Source organism: Rhizobium sp. ZX09 (assembly GCF_017357485.1).
GTDB lineage: Bacteria > Pseudomonadota > Alphaproteobacteria > Rhizobiales > Rhizobiaceae > Agrobacterium > Agrobacterium pusense.
Window position 1 is genome coordinate 252178 of the sequence record NZ_CP031364.1, and the last position, 20492, is coordinate 272669.

The following is a 20492-nucleotide window of genomic DNA, read 5'->3' on the forward strand; positions in this document are numbered from 1 at the left end:
ATGATTTGCAATAGCGTTGACAAAGGTGATTTTATAACAGATGGTATTGCGAATTAGTCGCAACAAAATCTGGTGAGCACGTGAACGTCCAAAAATTCCGCCACGCCATTTTCGCTTTCTCGCTTTTTCTTCCGGGCGTCGCCCTTGCCCAGGAAAAACCTGTTGTCGTGACCACCTTCACCATCATCGCCGATATGGCGCGCAACGTAGCGGGTGACGCGGCCGAGGTGGAAAGCATCACCAAGCCCGGCGCGGAAATCCACAATTACCAGCCGACGCCCCGCGACATTCTGAAGGCCCGCAAGGCCGATCTGGTGCTGCGCAACGGACTCAATCTGGAATTGTGGTTCGAGAAATTCCTGACTAACCTCTCCGGCGTGCCTGATGTGACGGTGAGCGATGGTGTGAAGCCGATGGCGATCAGCGGCGGCGCCTATCAGGGCAAGCCCAATCCGCACGCCTGGATGTCTCCCGATAACGCCTTGATCTACGTCGAAAATATTCGCAAGGGCCTGAGCGAGATCGACCCCGCCCACGCCGATGTCTACGCCGCCAATGCCAAGGCCTATTCGGACAGGATCAGGGCCACGGTGCAGCCGATCCGCAATGAACTTTCAGCCCTTCCGGAAAACAAGCGCTGGTTGGTGACGAGTGAAGGCGCCTTTTCTTATCTCGCCCGCGATTTCGGCCTGAAGGAATTGTTCCTCTGGCCTGTTAACGCCGATAGTCAGGGCACGCCGCAGCAGGTTCGGGGTGTGATCGACGCCATGCGCGAGCATAATATCCACGTCATCTTCAGCGAAAGCACCGTTTCCGCCGATCCCGCCCAGCAGGTGGCCAAGGAAACCGGTGCGGCCTATGGCGGCATTCTCTATGTGGATTCGCTGAGCGAGGCTGATGGTCCCGTCCCGACTTACCTGGACCTGCTGCGTGTGACGAGCGAAACAATCGCCAAGGGACTGTCTTTATGAGAATGGGGAGTAAAAAATCAGGCGGCGGCCTGACGGTTCAAAATGCGACAGTGACCTATCGCAACGGCCACACCGCATTAAGAGATGCCAGCTTCTCCATTCCCCGCGGAACGATCACGGCACTTGTCGGCGTCAACGGCGCCGGCAAGTCCACGATTTTCAAGGCGATCATGGGTTTCGTTCCTTTGGCCGCCGGTTCCGTCTCGATCTTCGACCTGCCGGTAAAGGAGGCGCTGAAGAAAAACCTCGTCGCTTACGTGCCGCAGGCGGAAGAGGTGGACTGGAGCTTTCCGGTGCTGGTGGAGGACGTGGTGATGATGGGCCGTTATGGCCACATGAACTTCCTGCGCATCCCCTCAAAGCGCGATAACCAGATGGTGGAAGAGGCGCTGAAACGCGTCAACATGCTCGATTATCGCAAGCGCCAGATCGGCGAACTCTCCGGCGGGCAGAAGAAGCGTGTGTTTCTGGCCCGCGCGCTGGCGCAGGAAGGGCAGGTGATCCTGCTGGACGAACCTTTCACCGGTGTCGACGTGACGACGGAGGAGCAGATCGTCGCGCTTTTGAAGGCACTGCGCGACGAGGGCCGCGTCATGCTGGTCTCCACCCACAATCTTGGCAGCGTTCCGGAATTCTGCGACCGCGCCGTCTTCGTCAAGGGTACGGTTCTGGCGTCGGGCAAAACAAGCGACACCTTTACAGAGGAAAACCTGCAAAGGGCTTTCGGCGGAAGCCTGCGCCACTTCGTTCTCGGCGGGGCAGAGTTGCATAGCGACGCCGATCCGCGCCGCCTGAAGGTCATAACCGATGACGAGCGGCCCTTCGTGATCTACGGCAAAAATGGCCAGGACAGGCGCGATTCTGAGGCTCCGAAAGAGAAAGCCGATGATTGACACCCTTCTTGAGCCTTTCACCTATGGTTACATGTTGAACGCCATCTGGGTCAGCGCACTGGTGGGCGGTGTCTGCGGCTTTCTCTCGGCCTATCTGATGCTGAAGGGCTGGTCATTGATCGGCGATGCGCTTTCCCATGCCATCGTTCCCGGGGTTGCCGGAGCCTATATGCTTGGCCTGCCCTTTTCGCTCGGCGCGTTTCTCTCCGGCGGGTTGGCGGCCGGGTCCATGCTGTTTCTGAACCAGAAGACACGGCTTAAGGAAGATGCGATCATCGGCCTGATCTTCACCTCGTTTTTCGGGCTTGGCCTGTTCATGGTATCGCTCTCGCCGACCTCGGTGAATATCCAGACCATCGTGCTCGGCAATATCCTCGCCATCACCGCCGAAGACACCATCCAGCTGGCTTTGATCGGCGGTATCAGCCTCCTTGTGCTTTCGCTGAAATGGCGCGACTTCATGGTGGTGTTCTTCGATGAGAACCACGCCCGCACCGTGGGGCTGAAACCGGAAGTGCTGAAGGTGATCTTCTTCACCCTGCTGGCCGCCTCCACGGTTGCCGCCCTACAGACTGTCGGCGCTTTCCTCGTCGTCGCCATGGTGGTGACGCCGGGCGCTACTGCCTATCTCCTGACCGACCGTTTCGAGCGGCTGATCCTGATGAGCCTCATCATCGGCGCGGCCACCAGCTTCATCGGCGCCTATCTCAGCTATTTTCTCGATGGCGCGACCGGCGGCGTCATCGTGGTGCTACAGACGGCGATCTTCCTTGCCGCCTTCGTCTTTGCACCCAAACACGGCCTGCTCGCCTCTCGCGCCAAGGCGCGCAGGGCGCTGGAGGAAACGCCATGAGTGAATATCTCGAACTAGCCATACTGCCGTTTCAGCTGCCTTTCATGCAATATGCCTTCCTGATCACGCTGATGATCGCGGTGCCCATGGCAATGCTCTCCTGTTTTCTGGTGCTGAAGGGCTGGTCGCTGATGGGGGACGCCGTTTCCCATGCCGTGCTGCCCGGCGTGGTGGTGGCCTATATCGTTGGCATCCCGCTTTCCATCGGGGCCTTCATCGCGGGCATGATATGTGCCCTCGGCACCGGTTTCATCAAGGAAAACAGCCGCGTCAAGGAGGATACGGTGCTCGGCATCGTCTTTTCCGGCATGTTCGGGCTGGGACTGGTGCTTTACGTGAAGGTGCAGAGCGACGTACATCTCGACCATATCCTCTTCGGCGACATGCTCGGCATCGCGCCCTTGGACATGCTGGAGACGGGCGTGATCGCGCTTTTCGCCACTCTGTTTCTCGGCATCCTGCGGAAGGATCTGCTGGTCAACGCCTTCGATGCGCAACATGCAAGAGCCATCGGCCTGCCCGTGCGCCTGCTGCACTACGGTCTCTTGATGGTTCTATCGCTCACCGTAGTCGGCGCGCTGAAGGCGGTTGGCATCATTCTCTCCGTCGCCATGCTCGTCGCACCGGGCGCAATCGCCTTCCTGCTGACCCGGCGTTTTTCCGCCATGCTGCTGGTGGCCATTGCGGTGGCGGTCGCCTCGTCGCTTGCGGGCATATGGCTGAGTTTCCTGATCGACAGCGCTCCCGCCCCCACGATCGTGCTCTTCATGAGCGTCACCTTCGTCGCGACATTCGTCCGCACCATCTGGAAAACCCGCCGTACCGACACGGCCCGTGAGACGGCAATATAAAAGAACGATTTTTACGGGCGCGTGGAACATTTTCTCCTTTTGCGCGTCATTTTATCGAGCCTGTCGCGGGGCGGCGGCTCGGGAAAATTTCGCAAAAGGGGAAGCGCCATGCTTAAATGGGCTCTTATTTTCTTTGTCATTTCTTTGATCGCAGGCGTGTTCGGCTTTACCGGCATTTCGGCAGCCGCAGCCGGCGTGGCCCGCATTCTGTTCTTCATCGCCGTGGTGATCTTCCTGGTCTTCCTCGTGCTTGCGCTGATGGCCGGAAGCGCCGTCGTCTGAATGAAAAAGGCGACCGGTTGTCACGCCGGTCGCCCTCCCCTCTCCCTTGAAATCCGTCAGCCCGTCCAGCCGCCATCAATGACATGGATCTGGCCGGTGGTGAAACCTGCTTCGTCTGACGCGAGGTAGGTGACGAGCGCTGCGATCTCTTCCGGCGTAGCGATGCGGCCCATAGGCTGGCGCGCGATGAAATCTGCAAGAGCCTGTTCGTAATTGCCGGTGGCGCGCAGACGATCGTGCAGCGAAGGGCTATCCACCGTTCCGGGGCAGATGGCGTTGCAACGAATGCCCTTTGTCACGAAATCCGCCGCAATCGCCTTGGTCAGGCCCACAACGGCGGCCTTGGAAGCCGTGTAGGCAAACCGGTTTGGCACGCCCTTTACGCTGGAAGCAACCGAGGACATGTTGACGATCGCGCCCTTGCCCTTCTCCAGCATGCCGGGCAGGAAAGCGCGGCAGGTACGGTACATGGCCTTTGCGTTGAGGTCGAAGGAGAAATCCCAGTCCTTCTCTTCACACTCGAGGATGGTGCCGGAATGAACAAAACCGGCGCAGTTGAACAGCACATCCGCATGGCCGATATCGGCGGCAAAATCTTTTACGCCATCGCCGTCGAGCACGTTCAGAACCCGCGTCTCTGCCCCCTTGAGCGTAGAAAGCGCCTGCTCATTGATATCGGTGGCGATGACGCGCGCCCCGAGCGACACGAACCGCTCTGCCGCCGCCCGCCCGATACCCTGACCGGCCGCGGTGATCACCACTGTCCGGCCGTTAAAATCCTGCACCATGAATAGCCTCCCGCTAAGGCACGCCCGCCTGCCGGGGCCGAGCCGTTGAATTTCAGTGATCTCAAATATGGATCGACAATTCATATGTAAACGCGGTATTCATATGACGTCAAGCAAACTTGCCTGGACGGCTGGTATAGGGCAAGCCTATTTTCAGGCCCAGCCCGGCGCCGGCGACCATACACACCATCATCATCGAGGCCAGATGACCGACGACGACAGCGAAAGATATCGCGCTCCCGCCCTCGACAAGGGCCTGGACATTCTCGAACTTCTGGCCCGCACCGATGGCGGGCTGACACAGATCGAGATCGCCAAGTCCATCGGAAAGAGCCCCAACGAGCTTTACCGCATGCTGGACCGGCTGGTACGCCGGGGTTATGTGCAGCGGCTTGACGGCGATCGATTCTCTTTGACGCTGAAGATGTTCGGGCTGGCGCATTTCCATGCGCCGATCCGCCGGCTGGTTTCCTTCGCGGCCCCTGTCATGCGCGATTTTTCGGCGAGTGCGGAGCAGGCCTGCCATCTGGCGGTCCATGATCGCGGCAGCGTTGTGGTCATTGCCCAACAGGAATCATCCACCTACTGGGCCATGTCCATGCGTGTCGGCGCGCAGATGAGCCTGTTCCACACCGGCTCGGGCCACGTGCTTCTGGCCTTCCAGACAGAAGCGCAGCGCCAGATCATGATAACCGAACAGGTGCGCGGCAGCGGCGAGACCATACCGCAGGGTCTTGCCGATCGGCTGGCAGAGGTGCGCAAGAACGGCTTCGAATCGATGGACAGCCTCCAGACCGCCGGGGTCCGCAATATTTCCGCTCCGGTGCTGACGCTCGATGGCACCGCGCTGGCCGTGATCACCTGCCCCTATATTACCCCTCTTGGCGGCAAGGCGCCCACACGCGAGGCCTGCGAGGTGTTGATCCGCGAGGCAGCAAAACGTATCTCCGAGATCGTGACGGGCACTATCTGAGCACAAAAAAACGCGACCGGCAGGGACCCGATCGCGTTTCAGTTGACTGGAGATTTATGTCTCGTAAACGTCGGGGGAACGTGGATGGTTCCCCCTTTTTTCGTCAGGCGGCGGCGGCCGTCAGTTCCTTGCGCACCATTTCGCGCAGCGTCACCAGATCCTTGGCGAAGAGGCGGATACCTTCCGAGAGCTTCTCGGTGGCCATTGCGTCTTCGTTCAGCGCCCAGCGGAATGCCTTCTCGTCCAGCGACTGCAGCGGCTCGGCCTTGACGTTTTCTGCCGAAAGCTTGCGCTCCAGCTTGCCGGTATCCTTGTCCAGCTCTTCCAGCAGCGCCGGGCTGATCGTCAGGCGGTCGCAACCGGCAAGCGCTTCGATTTCGCCGACGTTGCGGAAGGACGCGCCCATGACGACGGTGCTGATGCCATTGGCCTTGTAGTAGTTGTAGATGCTGCGCACGGAAACGACGCCCGGATCGGTCTCGGCGGTGTAGTTTTCGCCGGTCGACTTCTTGTACCAGTCAAGGATACGGCCGACGAAGGGCGAAATGAGGAAGACCTTGGCTTCGGCGCAGGCAATCGCCTGAGCCTGCGAGAAAAGGAGCGTCAGGTTGCAGTCGATGCCTTCGGACTGCAGCACTTCGGCAGCCTTGATGCCTTCCCAGGTGGAAGCAAGCTTGATGAGGATCCGTTCACGCTCGATGCCGCGCTCCTTGTAGGCGGCAATGATGTGGCGGGCCTTCGTGATGGAGGCTTCGGTATCGAATGAAAGGTCGGCATCGACTTCGGTTGATACGCGGCCCGGCACGAGGCCGGCAAGCGCTGCACCCACGGAGATGGCCAGACGATCGGCAACGGCGGCAACAACGGCGTCGGACTGACCGCCCTGCTTCTTGCCCCAGGCGACGGCTTCCTTGACCGCATCGGCAAATGCCGGCGTGCCAAGCGCCTTCAGAACGATTGTCGGGTTGGTGGTGCAATCCACCGGCTTCAGGCGGGCAACCGCCTCGATATCGCCGGTGTCGGCAACGACCGTGGTGATGGCGCGAAGTTGTTCGAGTTTGGATGTCATATCGAATGATCCTTCATGATCTCTTGAAAACTTGCTCAGCCGTCATTTCGTTCCCGCACCATGGGTGCGCCCAAGGCCGAAATCGCGGTTTCGTCGGCTTCGACTATCGCAAGCGGCACGGTCGAAAGTCAAGACATTTGCGCATCGCAATTGACATAAGTTTCATGCCTGCGATACTCCGCGAACACAATGAATGGCGGAAACCGTGGCGAAACTGAGAAGAGAAACCCATACGGCCTATTCGGAAGCGGCTTCGCTGCGGCTGCGGGCGGCATGGCTCTATTATAATCAGGGCATGACGCAGAAAGATGTCGCCGAAAAGCTGGGTATCAGCCGCTCCACCGTCATCCGCCTGCTGGACGAAGCGATGAAGCGCTCCGAAGTGCAGATATGGATCAATGAGGGCATCGAAGATTTCGTCTCGCTCGCCGGCCAGCTTGAGGCAGCTTACGGGCTGGACGAGGCCGTGATCATCCCCTCTCCCGACAAAGCCAGTGCGGAAGGCACCGCCAAGGCCGTCGGGCTGGCGCTCGGGCAATTCCTCTCCGAAGCGGTGCCGAATGGTGCCACCATCGGCGTCGGCTGGGGTCGCACCATGACCGCCTCGCTTTCCAGCTTCCGCCCGCCGCGCCGGGAGAACTGCAAGGTCGTTTCGCTGCTCGGCGGTATCGTCGCCGTGCACCAGACCAACCCGCTCGATTACACCTGGCGGCTGGCGAGCGCGCTCGGCGCGGAATGTTACATGTTCCTCGCGCCGCTGCTGGTGGATTCGGTCGAGACCAAACGGGCGCTGATCGAAAAATGCGGGCTTGCAACGCTGTACGATCTCGCCGAAACGCTCGATCTTGCCATCGTCTCCTGCGGCGATATCGGGCCGCACTCCACATCTTTGTCGGAAGGTTTCATCTCCAGGGAGACGCTGCGCGAACTCATTGACGCCGGCTGCGTCTGCGACACCATGTTCAACTTCATCGATGCCGAGGGCCGCTCGGTCGATCATCCAATCAACCAGCGCGCCATGGCGATCGATCTCGATACGCTGCGCAAGGCCAAACACATCGTGCTTGCCTCCGGCGGCGCCCACCGCGCCATCGCCATCCGCGCCACGATCAAGCGGATCGGCTGCAATACGCTGATAACGGACGAGGCGGCGGCGCGGGCGTTGATGGAGCTGGTTTAGGCGTTGTCAGGCAGCGTTGTCAGGCAGCCTACTCAGACACCCCTCATTCCTGTGACAAGCACAGGGATGAGGGAGACCAGCCTCACACCTTTCCCGTTTCCCAGCCCAGCATCGCCCGCTTGCGAGTGAGGCCCCAATGGTAACCCGTTAGAGCCCCGCTTTTGCCGACAGCGCGATGGCAGGGAACGACGAAGGACACCGGGTTTGCCCCCACTGCGGCACCCACGGCGCGGGAGGCGGTGGGCTGGCCGATATCACAGGCGATGTGCGAATAGGTGACCGCGCGGCCCATCGGGATTTTGAGGAGGCTTTCCCATACCCGCACCTGAAAATCCGTACCGAGCAGCACAACACGCAGCGGCCTGTCCGCCGACCACATGGACGGATCGAAGATACGGGCGGCATAAGGCGCGGTCGCTTCGCGATCCTCGACATAATCCGCATTCGGCCAGCGGCCGGCCATGTCTTCAAAACAGGCCCTCTCCTCACCCGGATCGGCAAAAGCGCAGCCGGCAAGTCCACGATCGGTCACCATGACCAGCGCAAGACCGAAGGGCGAGGCGTGGAACCCGTAACGGATCGTCAGCCCGCCGCCCTTCGCCTTCCATTCGCCGGGCGACATGGCTTCATGCGTGACGAAGAGGTCGTGCAGGCGTCCCGGCCCCGACATGCCGACCTCGATCGAGGTTTCGAGCAGCGGCAGATCCTCCTCGCGCAAAAGCCGCTTGGCATGATCGAGCGTTACAGCCTGAAGGAATGCCTTGGGCGAAAGGCCGGCCCAGCGGGTGAAAGTCTTCTGCAATTGCGTCGGTGACTGGCCGAGCCTTGCGGCAATGGCTTCGAGGGAGGGCTGCTCGCGATAATCCAGCGTCAAAAGCTCGATGACCCCGCGCACCGTGTCGTAATCGGATCCGATGGGGGTGATGTCTTCGTTCAGCGTAATATTGGCGTTCATCGCAAATCTCCTAACGGGTAAGAGAAAAACATTAAAGCGTGGTCGTCTCCACCCGTTTCTTGCGCCCTGCTCCATTTCTACCGTCATACCGGCCTCGAGCCGGTATCCAGCTAGCCCAAGTCCTTGGGCTGAAAGGAGTCTTTTCCGCCGCGCCGACGCGCGTCGGCTGGATTCCGGCTCAGGGCCGGAATGACGGAGGGAGAGCTGGATTATCCTCTTACATCCGCCGCACCGTCGCCAGCGCACCGCCAAACGCCTTGGCAAAGCTTTCCCGATCATCCGGATTGAGGAACGAGCCGATGTCGGTCGCCCGGCCCTCGCCCGTCACATGCATCGAGACGATGCCGATCTCGTCATGCCGCCTCACCCTGAAACGCGCCCAGAACGGATTGAAGCGATGCTCCACCATTCGTCCGGCAGGGGAGAATTTTCGGATCGACAGGCTGGTGCGCGAGACGCTGACCTCCTCCCGCGCCTTGGCCGCCCGGTAATTGGCGCGGAAAGCGATATAAAGCAGGAGAAAATCCAGTCCGAAAAACAGGCCGATCGGCCACGCCCCAGTGGCGAAGAAAAAGCCGCCATAGATCAGGCAGGCAAATCCCGACAGGATGAGAAGCAGCCGGAAACCGCGGCGGCCAAGCGAACGGTGCGGAACGAGTTCCGCCGCGAAAATCGGCTGGTCGTTGAGCGTATCCACGTTGCTTTCCTTTGGGCGGGCTGGCTATAGATAATCCATGACAATCGCCAAGAAACGATCCAGCACCCAAACCTTGAAAAAGTCAAATCCGGCAGCCGCACGCAGGCCGGCGCGGGTGAAGACGGCCTATTCCAGGGAGGAGCTCAGCGAAATCTTCCGCCGCTTTTCCATCCAGCGGCCGGAACCGAAAGGCGAGCTGGAACATACCAATCCCTTCACCCTGCTCGTGGCCGTGGCGCTATCCGCACAGGCGACCGATGTGGGCGTGAACCGGGCCACCCGCGCGCTGTTCAAGGTGGCCGATACGCCGGAAAAGATGCTGGCGCTCGGCGAGGAACAGCTGATCGGTTACATCAAGACCATCGGGCTTTACCGTAACAAGGCGAAGAACGTCATTGCCCTGTCGCAGATGCTGATCGACAATTTCGGCGGCGAGGTGCCGAAGACCCGCGACGAACTGGTGACGCTTCCCGGTGTCGGCCGCAAGACGGCCAATGTGGTGATGTCGATGGCCTTCGGCGTGCCCACGCTTGCGGTGGACACACATGTGTTCCGCATCGCCAACCGGCTCTGTCTTGCGCCGGGCAAGACCCCTGACGAGGTTGAAGACCGGCTGATCCGCATCATTCCCGAAGAATATCTGTTCCATGCCCATCACTGGCTGATCCTGCACGGGCGTTACTGCTGCAAGGCACGCAAGCCGGAATGCGAGCGCTGCGTGATTGCCGATATCTGCAAATCGCCGGAAAAAACCTTCGATATTCCGGCACCGCTGGTGGAATTACCCGCGCAGCTGTTCGGTTCGGCTGGCGGCGAATGAAGGGTCGCGGCGGCTGACAGCCTTGTGCAGATGCACCATCATGGAGGCCGCAAAAAGCGGCGTCAGCAGGTTGAGGAATGGAACCGCCAGAAAGGCCGCAATGACCAGCCCGGCCATGAAGACGGTGGTGCGGTGTTTTACCCGGAACAGCCGGGCGTCAGCGGGCGAGCGGAAACGCATCGCCGCGAATTCGAAGAATTCCCGGCCGAGCAGGTAACCGTTCACCAGAAAAAACGCGATGAGGTTGATACCGGGAACAAGCAGCAGAAAAAGCGCAATGAGGTTGCCGGCAATGACAACGCCGAAAAACTTGATGGAAGAGAGCACGGCCTCGCCCATCGGCATCGCCTTGCCGGGCGGATCGTCCGGATAGCTCTTTTTTTCAACCACTTCGGCGACATCGTCGAGAAACAGGCCGGCGATGACGGCAGTGACCGGCGAGATGAGCAGCGCCAGTGCCAAAGCCAGCCCTATTCCGGCGAAAATGGCGAAAACGAAGCTCAGCCAGCCCGCCCAGTCCGGCACGCCGGGAATCAGCGCGTCTATCCATGGCAGGGCGAAATAGATGAAGATCGAGCGGATGGCGAACCACAGGGCCGCGAGCACGAGAAGGGTGAGCCCCAGTACCTTCCAGAATACCGACCGGGTTTCGGCAGCAAAGAGATTTTGGAAGGCGAGCCGCGCCGCATCAAAAATCATTCGGAACTCCTTGAAGCTTCTCGGGTTGGGCACTCTCTCAGGAGGAGATAGGCGATGACCCCATCCTGCGCAAGACGGGGACCCAAAAGGTAGATTAGCGCGATCTAAACCGGAGATGGAATTTCTCTTGAATAAAAGGTATCTCTAAAATATAATAATATACCTATCATAATTCGCATTCCGGTCCGGTGGAGGACAAGGCCGGAAAAGCTATCCCCCACCGTCAAATTGCGGTTCGCACGCTTGTCTGCGCGCGCGCATGCATCATCGTTCAATAAAGATAAGAATGAGGCGTTGGTGGAAAAGCTGCTGTTGAACCTTACGCGCGCCATGAAGGCAGGCACCCCTTCCGAGCGGAAGATCGCCAAATATCTGATCGAACATCTCGACGAATTACCGTTCGAGACGGCGCAGACGCTGGCTGCGAAGCTCGGCCTCAGCCCGATGACGGTCGGACGTTTCCTGCGCTCGCTGGGATACCGGCAGTTCAGCGATATCCGCGCCGATCTGCGCCATGCCGAAGAAACCGCCGGCGCGGACCAGCCCGCAACGGCGGAAGGCGGCGAACGCCAGTCCAACCCGTTTTCACAGCTTCTTTCGCAGCAGATCCAGGCCGTCCAGACCGCCTTCGACATGACGTCCCAGTCAATCTGGCGGCTTGCCATGAACGAGATCGCCACGGCGGGCGATGTCTTTCTGGCAACCTCGCCGGAAGGTCTCGATGCCGGGCGGCATTTCTACGCGCGTCTTCTCGAAAGCCGGGGGCACATCCATTATCTCGGTAGCGACAGCGCCGCCTATGTTGCCCTGTGGGATTTCGACACCGCAAAGACCCTGCTCGTCATCATGGATTGCGGCGGCAGCCTGTCACCGCTGCAGCGGCTTGCTGCAATGGCGCGCAAGAGCGGCTATCGCACATTGCTGATCACCACGCGCTTTTACGAATGGGGTCCGGAAAGTGCCGACCTCTGTCTCGCCATGCCGCAGGCGCAAAATGGCGGCCAAGGCTTGCTGCAACTGGTTTCCCTGCTGGAATTCACCCTCTGCGCGCTAAGCGCCGGGGCCGATGACGCAACAAAAGCGCGGGCGAAAAACTTTGCCGCGCTGAAGCGCTCGCTACGCGGCTGATCTGCGCTTGGCACGCGGCAGGATCGAGTGGCCACCACCTGTTTCTTCTCCCGCCGGAGAAGAATCGCGCGGCATCCGTCAGCAAAAATTCCACGCTGATAAGTCAAAGGCTTTCCAGCTCCTGACGATGCCGGTACATGGCGAGAAAACGGCGATAATCCCGCTCATAACGTGGTCCCCGCGCCGGATCGCCTGATATTTCCGCGTTGCCGGGATACATGGCGGCGCCAGCAGCCGCGAGGCTTGCATGCACCCCGCCGGCGGTTGCCGCTGTCATTGCCGTGCCCAATAACACCGCATCGGCAGTGGCGGGAACCACGATGCGCTTGCCGGTCACATCGGCATAAAGCTCCATCAGCAGCGGGTTTTTCACGTGTCCGCCAGTGACATGCAGGCTCTCCACGGCATAACCGAAACGCTCCATCGCATCGAGCACATGGCGCGCGCCGAGCGCAATCGCGACGGCGGTGCGCCAATAGAGACGGCAAAGACTGTCGAAAGACGTATCCAATGTCAGCCCGCTGATGACGCCGACGGCGTGCGGATCGGCAAGCGGGGAGCGGTTGCCGTGAAAATCCGGCAGCACATGCAGCCGCTCGGCAAAGGCCTCGCCCTCAAGCGCCCGCAATTCCGTTACCCGCGCAACGATGCGGGCATGCAGCGCCGTATCCGGCTCCCCGCCCGCCGCATGCATGCGTACCATATGATCGAGCAGCGCGCCGGTGGCCGATTGCCCGCCCTCCACCAGCCAGTGCCCGGGCAGGATCGCCTGCCAATAGGGGCCCCAGAGGCTATGGCCGGGCATTTGCCGCTCCGACACCGCAACAAGGCAGCTCGAAGTCCCGGCGATCAGCGCAACATGGCGGCCAACATCGGCAGACAGGCATCCGCCCAGCGCCCCCAGCGCGCCGGCATAGGCGTCGATCATGCCCGCAGCGACCTGACAACCGGTATCCAGACCAAGCTCGGCTGCAGCTTCGGGCGAAAGCGGACCGATGCTTTCTCCCGGCATCACGGTGGTTTCGGGGAGCCCTGCCCGCTCTCTCAAGTCGGCAAGCCCCGCCAGTTCGAGATAATCCGCCTGCCAGCCGGGATTTTCCTGCGCAAGAAAATTCCACTTCGCCGTCTGCGTGCAATTAGAACGTTTTGCTGAACCGGTCGCTTTCCACGTCAGGAAATCCGCCAGATCGAAGGCTAAGGACATGCGCGACCAGCTCCCGGGCATATGCTGCTTCAGCCACATCAGCTTCGGCATCTGCATTTCCGGCGAGACGCTGTTGCCGGCGAAATCCAGCACCCGGTGTCCCGATGCCGTCAGCCGGTCGGCCTCCGATATCGCCCGGTGATCGAGCCAGACGATGGTGTCGAACCGGTCTTCCCCGGTCACGGATACCGAAACCGGCTCACCCCGCCCATCGCGGATGACGAGCGAACAGGTGGCATCGAAACCGATTGCAGCAATGCTTTCCGGCGGAACACCCGCCTCGGCAAGCGCTGCCCTTACCACGATGCAGACTGCCTTCCATATGTCGGTGGAATCATGTTCGGCGTGGTTTTCCTGCGGCCTCTGCATCAGGATCGGATGGGTGGCGCGGGCAAGCAGCCGGCCGGCCGCATCGAAAATGCCGGCCCGGGCGCTGGCGGTGCCGACATCGACAGCGACGAGATTTTGACGCTTCAAGACTGCAATTCCATCCCTTGCGCAACGGCCCGGCGACAGCGGCGGCAGGCGAAATCCGTTTTAGCCTGCATCACGTTCCGCTTGGCCGCCCAAACCGCCCTTCCCCACATAGCTGCCGACAAGTTGGACCAAATCCGGCATCGCGTCAAACACGGCATCCGCGCCAAGCCCGGCGATCTTTTCACGGAATGCGGGAAAACGGGCATGCGAACCACCGGTAAAAGCAAAAACGCCCATGCCGGCGGCCTTTGCCGCGGCAATACCGGCCGGGCTGTCCTCGATCACGATGCAGTGACGCCGATCGACGCCCATCTGGCGCGCCGCGTGCAGGAAGAGATCAGGCGCCGGCTTGCCGTTCTTCACCATGGTGGCGCTGAAGACATGCGGTTCGAATTTGTCGATCAGGCCGGTCAGCCCCAGTGAATAACGGATACGTTCCGGCTGACTGGAGGAAGCAACACAGCGCCTGAATGGCACAAGCCTGTCGAGCGTCTGCGCAATGCCATCGATCGGCTGCAACTCGCTTTTGAAGCGCTCGAACAGCGTCGCCCGCATATGATCGAGAAAATCGATATCCGTCTCGACACCGTAATCCTCGAACAACGTTCTTGTCATGCTGGCGACGCTTCGGCCGAGAAAGCGCTCATAGGCCTCCTCCTCCCCCATCGTCACACCCAGATGGGAGAGCATGTCGAGGAGGACGGAGATGGAAACCGGCTCGCTGTCGACGAGAACGCCGTCGCAGTCGAAAATCAAAAGGGGGCCGGTGTCGTCTTCCATCTCATCGTCACTTTTCAGCCAGCTTGTCATCCAGATAAAGCTGCAAGGTCTTCGCTGTACCCTCTTGCCACAGCGTCTTCAGCGCGTGGGCGAAGCGTTTACGGAAAAGTTTCGATTCGGCAACTGCTCCGAAAATATCGTTAAGCGCGAGGAAGGCCATGGGATCGTCCTTGGCCTTGATGGCCGCCGCCTGCAGGCGCTCGGCGCTGGCATCGTTGAAGACGATTTCCTTGCCGCTGTCGGACGTGCCGTAGAAATAGCGGCACCACAAGGCCGAAACCAGCGAAAGACCGATGATATCCTCTCCGCGCTCCAGCCGGTCGGCGGTGGAAGGCAGGATGAATTTCGGCTGGCGGTTGGAACCGTCCTGCGCCAGACGCGGAATGGTGTCGCCAATCTTCGGATTGAGGAAGCGCCGCTCGATCAGCGAGAAATACTCATTGAGATCGGTATCCGGCACCGGCGGAATGACCGGTATGATCTCTTCCTTTTCGAGCTTTGCCAGAAACGCCCGGATCAGCGGATGCTCCATCGCCTCGTGGACAAAGTGGATGTCGAGCAGCGCCGCAGGATAGGCGATTGCCGCATGGCCGCCATTGAGGATGCGGATTTTCATATGCTCATAGGGCGCAACATCGGATACGAACTGCACGCCCGCTTTCTCGAGCGCCGGGCGGCCCGCCGGGAAATTATCCTCCATCACCCATTGCTTGAATTCTTCGCAGAACACCGGCCAGTTGTCGTCGATGTTGAAGTCATCCCGGGCGATGTTGCGTTCGCGCTCGCCGGTGGCTGGCGTGATGCGGTCGACCATCGAATTGGGGAAGGCAACGTTTTCGCCAATCCAGTTGGCAAAGGCAGGATCGGACAGGGCCGCCAGCCCGACCACGGCATTTTTCGTGACCTTGCCATTATGCGGAATGTTGTCGCAGGACATGACGGCGAAAGGCTGCACGCCTCTGTCGCGCCGCGCCTTCAGCCCGGCGACGATCAGCCCGAACACGGTTTTCGGCGAAGCCGGATTTCTGCCGTCTTCGGCAATCGCCGGATGCTGCGGGTTAAACGAACCGGAGGCGTCAATGAAATAACCGCCTTCCGTGATCGTCATGGAAACGATGCGGATCTGCGGATCGGCCAGTTTTTCGATGATCGCCGCGCTGTCTCCGACCGGCAGAATATCGATCATCGGCCCGGTGACACGCGCACCGGTGCGGTTATTGTCCTGCTCCACAACGGTCGTCAGGAAATCCTGTGCGGCGAGTTTTTCGCGCATCACCGTATCCGACGGCAGGACACCCGCGCCGATGATCGCGAAGTCATGGTCCGCTCCGGTGTTGAACAGGTCGTCGAGATAAACCGCCTGATGGGCGCGGTGGAAATTGCCAACGCCGAAATGCACGATGCCGGCAGAAAGATCGTCCCGGCTGTAGGACGGAACGGCCGCGGTCTTTTTTGCTTCGTCAAGCGTTGCGAGGGAAAGTTTGCATGTCATGTCATGATCCTCGAAGGGAAAACGGTGGTCTTGCCAATCGCGCTGTCGCGGGCATTCGGACTATCTGCAAACGGCCGCCACCGAATGGCGAGCCGCTGCGTCTTTAGGGCCAGCCCCGCCTAGATTGCCTTGCCCTTGTCATCGAACCTGTGGATTTTGGTATCGTCGGGCGTGATGAAGACAGTGTCGCCGTGCTTGCAGGCGAATTCGCCGTCCGCGCGGGCGGTAATCGGGCCGATGCCTGGGACATCGATATGCAGAAATGTGTCGGAGCCGAGATGTTCGGCGACGGTGACCTTGCCCTGCCAGAGACCGCTTTCCTTCGACAGCACCAAATGTTCCGGCCGAACCCCGGCTGTGGCGGCACCCTTTTGGCGGGCGAAGTCACCGGTGATGAGGTTCATGCGCGGCGAGCCGATGAAGCCGGCGACGAAGAGGTTGGCGGGAGAGCGATAGAGCTCCATCGGCGAACCGACTTGCTCGATATTGCCACGGTTCAGCACCACGATCTTGTCGGCCATGGTCATGGCCTCCACCTGGTCGTGGGTAACGTAGATCATCGTCGTTTTCAGCGTGTTGTGCAGCTCGGAGATTTCCAGCCGCATGGTGCCGCGCAGCGCCGCATCGAGGTTGGAGAGCGGCTCATCAAACAGGAAGGCGGAAGGCTCGCGCACGATGGCGCGGCCAATCGCCACGCGCTGGCGCTGGCCGCCCGAGAGCTGTGAGGGCCGGCGTTCGAGATAATCGGTGAGGTTCAGCACCCGTGCCGCATCCTCCACCTTCTTGTCGATAACCGCCTTGTCGAGCTTGGCCATCTTCAGCGGAAAGGCGATGTTGTTTCTGACACTCATATGCGGATAAAGCGCATAGGACTGGAACACCATGGCAAGGCCACGTTCGGCCGGCGCACGCTCGGTCACATCCTTGCCGTCGATGACGATCTTGCCGCCGGAGACATCCTCCAGCCCGGCGATCAGGCGCAGAAGCGTGGACTTGCCGCAACCGGAGGGACCGACGAAGACGACGAATTCGCCATCGTGGATATCGAGATCGATCGACGGGATGACCTTTGCCTCACCGAAGACCTTGGACACGTTCTGAAGGGAAATGCTGCCCATGTTTGTCGTTCCTTATTTCACGGCGCCAAAGGTCAGGCCGCGCACGAGTTGCTTCTGCGAGAACCAGCCAATGACGAGAATGGGGGCGATCGCCATCATCGAGGCGGCCGAAAGTTTTGCCCAGAACAGCCCCTGCGGCGAGGAGAAGGAGGCAATGAAGGCCGTCAGTGGTGCCGCATTGGTGGTGGTCAGCCGGATGGTCCAGAAGGATTCATTCCAGGCGAGGATGACGTTCAAGAGCAGCGTCGAGGCAATGCCGGGCACCGCCATCGGTGTCAGCACATGCACGATCTCGTTCCACAGCGATGCACCATCCATGCGCGCCGCTTCCAGGATCTCGCCGGGAATTTCCCGGAAATAGGTGTAGAGCATCCAGATGACGATCGGCAGGTTGATGAAAGTCAGCATGATGGTGAGGCCAATGCGGGTATCGAGCAGGCCGGCATTGCGGAAGATCAGATAGATCGGCACCAGCACGGCCACGGCCGGCATCATCTTGGTGGAAAGCATCCACATCAAAATGTCCTTGGTGCGCTTGGTCGGCGAGAACGCCATGGCCCAGGCGGCGGGAATGGCGATGATCAGCGCGATGATTGTCGAGCCGAGCGACAGCACGACCGAGTTCATGAAGGGCTTGAAGTAATCGCGCTGGGTCTGGACCGTCACGTAATTCTCAAGCGTGCCCGAGGGAATGAGGCTGAAGCCGGCGATCGCCTCCGGCTCGGTCTTGATGGAGGTGAGGAAGGCGTAAAGGATCGGGAAGAACAGCAGGATGGCAACGATCCATGCAGCGATGGAGAAGCCGATCTTCGCGCGAGTGGTTGTCTTGCGGGCCATGATGTTTCCCCTTTACCGGTCGAGGTTCTTGCCGACCGCGCGCATCAGGAAGATGGCGACGATATTGGCGAGGATAACGGCGATGATACCGCCGGCCGAAGCGCCACCCACGTCGTAACCCAGAAGCGCGGTGCGATAGATCAGGAAGGCAAGGTTGGTGGACGCATAACCCGGGCCGCCATTGGTGGTGACGAGGATTTCCGCGTAGACGCCGAGAAGGAAGATCGTCTGGATGAGGATAACGACCGTGATGGCGCGGGAGAGATGTGGCAGCGTCAGATAGATGAAGCGGTTGACAAAGTTGGCGCCATCCATCTCGGCCGCTTCCTTCTGCTCGCCATCGAGCGACTGCAGCGCGGTCAAGAGGATCAGCGTGGCAAAAGGCAACCATTGCCAGGCAACGATGATGATGATGGACAGCAGCGGAAACTGGGCAAACCAGTCGACCGGCTGGAAACCGAAGAAGCGCGACAGATCGGCGAGCACCCCATAGCCGGGATGCATGATCATATTCTTCCACACCAATGCTGCCACCGGCGGCATGACGAAGAAGGGCGAGATGATCATGATGCGCACAATGCCCTGACCGAAAATGTCGTTGTCGAGCAAAAGCGCAATGGCAATGCCGCCGATGACGGTGATCAAAAGCACCCCGCCGACGATCAGCAGCGTGTTCCAGATCGATTGGAAAAAGGCGGGGTCGGTGTAGAAATACTGATAATTGAACAGGCCGGCGAAGCTGACATTGGCCGGGTTCAGGAGGTTGTAGTTCTGGAACGAGAACCACAGGGTCATTGCCAGAGGCACGATCATCCAGACCAGAAGCAGCAGAACCGAAGGCGCAAGCATCACCCGCGCAAGACCGCTTGTGTTTCGTGTTGCCATTTGCACTCACCTCCCCTTGGGCTCGGGCATCAAGAGATGCGCCCGGCATATCCGGAAGAACCGGCTCATTCTTGTTTTGATTTGAAAGCTATCGAAGCCGCATGGCGGTCATCAGCCCGCAGTCTCGCTGCCCGGCATTGGCGCCGGACAGCGATCTTCGGGAGGATTACTTGATGTAACCGGCGCGGGTCATTTCGCGTGTCGCGGTCGACTGGGCGCTGGCAAGCGCATCATCGACGCTGGACTGACCGGCAACGACCGCCGAGAACAGCTGGCCAACCGTGGTGCCGAGCGCCTGGAATTCAGGGATCGCCACGAACTGCCCACCGGTGTAAGGCACGGGCTTTACAGTCGGCTTGGTGATGTCGGCGGCATCCATGGCGGCAAGCGTCGGCTTGGCGAAGGCGGCAGCCTTTTCATAGTCGGCGTTCTTGTAAAGCGAGGTGCGTGTGCCCGGAGGCACGTTTGCCCAGCCTTCCTTGGAAGCGACGAGTGCGGTGTAGTCCTTGCTGGTTGCCCAGGAGATGAACTTCTCAGCGGCTTCGGCCTTCTGCGAGCTCTTCGGGATAGCAAGGTTCCAGGACCACAGCCAGTTGCCGTGGTTTTTCAACTCGCCATGGGTCGGGAAGAGCGCGTAACCCACCTTGTCGGCAACGGTGGAATCCTTCGGATTGGAAACGAAGGAGGCAGCCACAGTGGCATCGATCCATATGCCGCATTTGCCCTGCTGGAACAGCGTAAGGTTTTCATTGAAACCGTTGGAGGAGGCACCGGACGGGCCGGCATCCTTCATCAGATCAACGTAGAACTGCAGCGAGCTCTTCCATTCCGGCTGATCGAATTGCGGCTTCCAGTTTTCATCGAACCAGCGGCCACCGAAGGAGTTGGTGAGCGCGCTGATGAAGGCCATGTTTTCGCCCCAGCCGGCCTTGCCACGCAGGCAGATCCCGTTGATATCGGCCTTGCGGTCGGTGATCTTGCGGGCGGCGTCGCCGATGAATTCCCAGGTCGGGTTATCAGGCATCTTCAGGCCGGCTTTTTCAAACAGGTCCTTGCGATACATGATCATGGCGGACTCGCCATAGAAGGGGGCTGCGTAGAGCTTGCCGTCAGCGGAAAGGCCGCCACGGATCGCCGGCAGAATGTCGTCCACGTCATATTTGTCGCCGAGCTTTTCGAGCGGCAGCAACCAGCCCTGCTTGGCCCAGATCGGAACTTCGTAGTTACCGATGGTCATGATGTCATATTGACCGCCATTGGTGGCGATATCGGTCGTCACGCGTTCACGCAGGACGTTTTCTTCAAGCGTTACCCATTCGACCTTGATATCCGGGTTCTTGGCGGTGAAGTCCGAGGTGAGACCCTGCATGCGGATCATGTCGCCGTTGTTCACGGTGGCAATGGTCAGCGTCTCGGCGGAAGCAAGGGTCGAAAAGGCGAGTGCCGAGCATGCGCCCAGCAAAATGGTCTTCAATGTCATATCTTCCTCCCAGAAGAAAAATGATGAGCATTCGCTTTGCTCTGGGGCATTTACTCACCC

General features: G+C 60.0%; 21 protein-coding genes. 9 read left to right on the forward strand and 12 right to left on the reverse strand.

The genetic code is table 11. From position 1 onward, the window contains the following. The first annotated feature begins 107 nt into the window (after positions 1-107). The 5 genes from BTN45_RS15835 (at position 108) to BTN45_RS15855 (ending at position 3850) form a co-directional block, all read left to right on the forward strand. Positions 108-971, forward strand: coding sequence for a metal ABC transporter substrate-binding protein (locus BTN45_RS15835; RefSeq protein ID WP_246751738.1), 864 nt, complete (start codon positions 108-110; stop codon positions 969-971). Further along, positions 968-1864: a manganese/iron ABC transporter ATP-binding protein gene (locus BTN45_RS15840; protein ID WP_022562755.1), complete on the forward strand. Its 897-nt coding sequence runs from the start codon at positions 968-970 to the stop codon at positions 1862-1864. The genes BTN45_RS15835 and BTN45_RS15840 overlap by 4 nt, the downstream gene beginning before the upstream one ends. After that, positions 1857-2717, forward strand: a complete 861-nt coding sequence (locus tag BTN45_RS15845; RefSeq protein ID WP_034496805.1) for a metal ABC transporter permease — start codon at positions 1857-1859, stop codon at positions 2715-2717. Before BTN45_RS15840 ends, BTN45_RS15845 begins: the two co-directional genes overlap by 8 nt. Further along, the gene (locus BTN45_RS15850) at positions 2714-3568 is read left to right on the forward strand and encodes a metal ABC transporter permease (RefSeq protein WP_207589952.1); all 855 of its coding nucleotides are present in this window, start codon (positions 2714-2716) and stop codon (positions 3566-3568) included. Before BTN45_RS15845 ends, BTN45_RS15850 begins: the two co-directional genes overlap by 4 nt. A 108-nt stretch (positions 3569-3676) precedes the next feature. Continuing rightward, positions 3677-3850, forward strand: coding sequence for a DUF1328 domain-containing protein (locus BTN45_RS15855; RefSeq protein WP_003499086.1), 174 nt, complete (start codon positions 3677-3679; stop codon positions 3848-3850). A 56-nt stretch (positions 3851-3906) separates the two neighbouring features. On the opposite strand, the gene BTN45_RS15860 is transcribed toward BTN45_RS15855, so the two are convergent. After that, positions 3907-4638 (reverse strand): SDR family oxidoreductase, encoded by a 732-nt coding sequence (locus BTN45_RS15860; protein WP_004445231.1) that lies wholly within the window; start codon positions 4636-4638, stop codon positions 3907-3909. 205 nt (positions 4639-4843) lie between these two features. Between BTN45_RS15860 and BTN45_RS15865 the strand changes: the two genes are divergently transcribed. Continuing rightward, positions 4844-5611: an IclR family transcriptional regulator gene (locus tag BTN45_RS15865; protein ID WP_034496812.1), complete on the forward strand. Its 768-nt coding sequence runs from the start codon at positions 4844-4846 to the stop codon at positions 5609-5611. Between the two features lie 103 nt (positions 5612-5714). Here the strand turns inward: BTN45_RS15865 and tal are convergent, their stop codons facing one another. Next, the gene (tal, locus tag BTN45_RS15870) at positions 5715-6680 is read right to left on the reverse strand and encodes a transaldolase (RefSeq protein ID WP_034496814.1); all 966 of its coding nucleotides are present in this window, start codon (positions 6678-6680) and stop codon (positions 5715-5717) included. 205 nt (positions 6681-6885) lie between these two features. Here tal and BTN45_RS15875 point away from each other — a divergent pair, with 205 nt between their 5' ends. Beyond that, a complete protein-coding gene (locus BTN45_RS15875) occupies positions 6886-7860 on the forward strand; it encodes a sugar-binding transcriptional regulator (RefSeq protein ID WP_034497564.1) in 975 nt (324 codons plus the stop codon). An 82-nt stretch (positions 7861-7942) separates the two neighbouring features. Here the strand turns inward: BTN45_RS15875 and BTN45_RS15880 are convergent, their stop codons facing one another. Together BTN45_RS15880 and BTN45_RS15885 are read right to left on the reverse strand one after the other, a co-directional pair. After that, entirely contained in the window at positions 7943-8815 is an 873-nt protein-coding gene (locus tag BTN45_RS15880; RefSeq protein ID WP_207589954.1) for a bifunctional helix-turn-helix domain-containing protein/methylated-DNA--[protein]-cysteine S-methyltransferase, read from the reverse strand. Positions 8816-9032: 217 nt separating this feature from the next. Continuing rightward, positions 9033-9512, reverse strand: a complete 480-nt coding sequence (locus BTN45_RS15885; RefSeq protein WP_004445240.1) for a DUF2244 domain-containing protein — start codon at positions 9510-9512, stop codon at positions 9033-9035. 37 nt (positions 9513-9549) lie between these two features. On the opposite strand from BTN45_RS15885, the gene nth reads away from it, so the two are divergent. Further along, entirely contained in the window at positions 9550-10332 is a 783-nt protein-coding gene (gene nth, locus BTN45_RS15890) for an endonuclease III (RefSeq protein ID WP_022562763.1), read from the forward strand. On the opposite strand, the gene BTN45_RS15895 is transcribed toward nth, so the two are convergent. Beyond that, complete coding sequence (locus BTN45_RS15895) at positions 10294-11031, reverse strand: sulfate transporter family protein (RefSeq protein ID WP_004445244.1); 738 nt, start codon at positions 11029-11031, stop codon at positions 10294-10296. The two genes, nth and BTN45_RS15895, sit on opposite strands and share 39 nt — an antisense overlap. Before the next feature lie 294 nt (positions 11032-11325). On the opposite strand from BTN45_RS15895, the gene BTN45_RS15900 reads away from it, so the two are divergent. Continuing rightward, positions 11326-12159: a MurR/RpiR family transcriptional regulator gene (locus BTN45_RS15900; protein ID WP_207589956.1), complete on the forward strand. Its 834-nt coding sequence runs from the start codon at positions 11326-11328 to the stop codon at positions 12157-12159. Between the two features lie 103 nt (positions 12160-12262). Here the strand turns inward: BTN45_RS15900 and BTN45_RS15905 are convergent, their stop codons facing one another. From BTN45_RS15905 to BTN45_RS15935, 7 genes are all read right to left on the reverse strand, one after another. Continuing rightward, complete coding sequence (locus tag BTN45_RS15905; protein ID WP_207589958.1) at positions 12263-13840, reverse strand: FGGY-family carbohydrate kinase; 1578 nt, start codon at positions 13838-13840, stop codon at positions 12263-12265. 60 nt (positions 13841-13900) lie between these two features. Beyond that, the gene (locus tag BTN45_RS15910) at positions 13901-14620 is read right to left on the reverse strand and encodes an HAD family hydrolase (protein ID WP_048902956.1); all 720 of its coding nucleotides are present in this window, start codon (positions 14618-14620) and stop codon (positions 13901-13903) included. 7 nt (positions 14621-14627) lie between these two features. After that, the gene (locus BTN45_RS15915) at positions 14628-16112 is read right to left on the reverse strand and encodes a mannitol dehydrogenase family protein (protein WP_022562768.1); all 1485 of its coding nucleotides are present in this window, start codon (positions 16110-16112) and stop codon (positions 14628-14630) included. Positions 16113-16231: 119 nt separating this feature from the next. Continuing rightward, positions 16232-17230: an ABC transporter ATP-binding protein gene (locus BTN45_RS15920; protein WP_006698332.1), complete on the reverse strand. Its 999-nt coding sequence runs from the start codon at positions 17228-17230 to the stop codon at positions 16232-16234. A gap of 12 nt (positions 17231-17242) precedes the next feature. Next, positions 17243-18067, reverse strand: coding sequence for a carbohydrate ABC transporter permease (locus BTN45_RS15925; protein WP_022562677.1), 825 nt, complete (start codon positions 18065-18067; stop codon positions 17243-17245). 12 nt (positions 18068-18079) lie between these two features. After that, complete coding sequence (locus BTN45_RS15930; RefSeq protein WP_004445256.1) at positions 18080-18952, reverse strand: sugar ABC transporter permease; 873 nt, start codon at positions 18950-18952, stop codon at positions 18080-18082. Positions 18953-19118: 166 nt separating this feature from the next. Next, positions 19119-20432, reverse strand: coding sequence for a sugar ABC transporter substrate-binding protein (locus tag BTN45_RS15935; protein ID WP_022562769.1), 1314 nt, complete (start codon positions 20430-20432; stop codon positions 19119-19121). Positions 20433-20492 lie beyond the last annotated feature (60 nt).

Bases quoted from the DNA above. Each gene is read 5' to 3' on its own strand.
- BTN45_RS15840 (WP_022562755.1), top strand. From the start codon at position 968: ATGAGAATGGGGAGTAAAAAATCAGGCGGCGGCCTGACGGTTCAAAAT.
- BTN45_RS15845 (WP_034496805.1), top strand. From the start codon at position 1,857: ATGATTGACACCCTTCTTGAGCCTTTCACCTATGGTTACATGTTGAAC.
- BTN45_RS15850 (WP_207589952.1), top strand. From the start codon at position 2,714: ATGAGTGAATATCTCGAACTAGCCATACTGCCGTTTCAGCTGCCTTTC.
- BTN45_RS15855 (WP_003499086.1), top strand. From the start codon at position 3,677: ATGCTTAAATGGGCTCTTATTTTCTTTGTCATTTCTTTGATCGCAGGC.
- BTN45_RS15860 (WP_004445231.1), bottom strand. From the start codon at position 4,638: ATGGTGCAGGATTTTAACGGCCGGACAGTGGTGATCACCGCGGCCGGT.
- BTN45_RS15865 (WP_034496812.1), top strand. From the start codon at position 4,844: ATGACCGACGACGACAGCGAAAGATATCGCGCTCCCGCCCTCGACAAG.
- tal (WP_034496814.1), bottom strand. From the start codon at position 6,680: ATGACATCCAAACTCGAACAACTTCGCGCCATCACCACGGTCGTTGCC.
- BTN45_RS15880 (WP_207589954.1), bottom strand. From the start codon at position 8,815: ATGAACGCCAATATTACGCTGAACGAAGACATCACCCCCATCGGATCC.
- nth (WP_022562763.1), top strand. From the start codon at position 9,550: ATGACAATCGCCAAGAAACGATCCAGCACCCAAACCTTGAAAAAGTCA.
- BTN45_RS15895 (WP_004445244.1), bottom strand. From the start codon at position 11,031: ATGATTTTTGATGCGGCGCGGCTCGCCTTCCAAAATCTCTTTGCTGCC.
- BTN45_RS15910 (WP_048902956.1), bottom strand. From the start codon at position 14,620: ATGGAAGACGACACCGGCCCCCTTTTGATTTTCGACTGCGACGGCGTT.
- BTN45_RS15915 (WP_022562768.1), bottom strand. From the start codon at position 16,112: ATGACATGCAAACTTTCCCTCGCAACGCTTGACGAAGCAAAAAAGACC.
- BTN45_RS15920 (WP_006698332.1), bottom strand. From the start codon at position 17,230: ATGGGCAGCATTTCCCTTCAGAACGTGTCCAAGGTCTTCGGTGAGGCA.
- BTN45_RS15925 (WP_022562677.1), bottom strand. From the start codon at position 18,067: ATGGCCCGCAAGACAACCACTCGCGCGAAGATCGGCTTCTCCATCGCT.
- BTN45_RS15930 (WP_004445256.1), bottom strand. From the start codon at position 18,952: ATGGCAACACGAAACACAAGCGGTCTTGCGCGGGTGATGCTTGCGCCT.
- BTN45_RS15935 (WP_022562769.1), bottom strand. From the start codon at position 20,432: ATGACATTGAAGACCATTTTGCTGGGCGCATGCTCGGCACTCGCCTTT.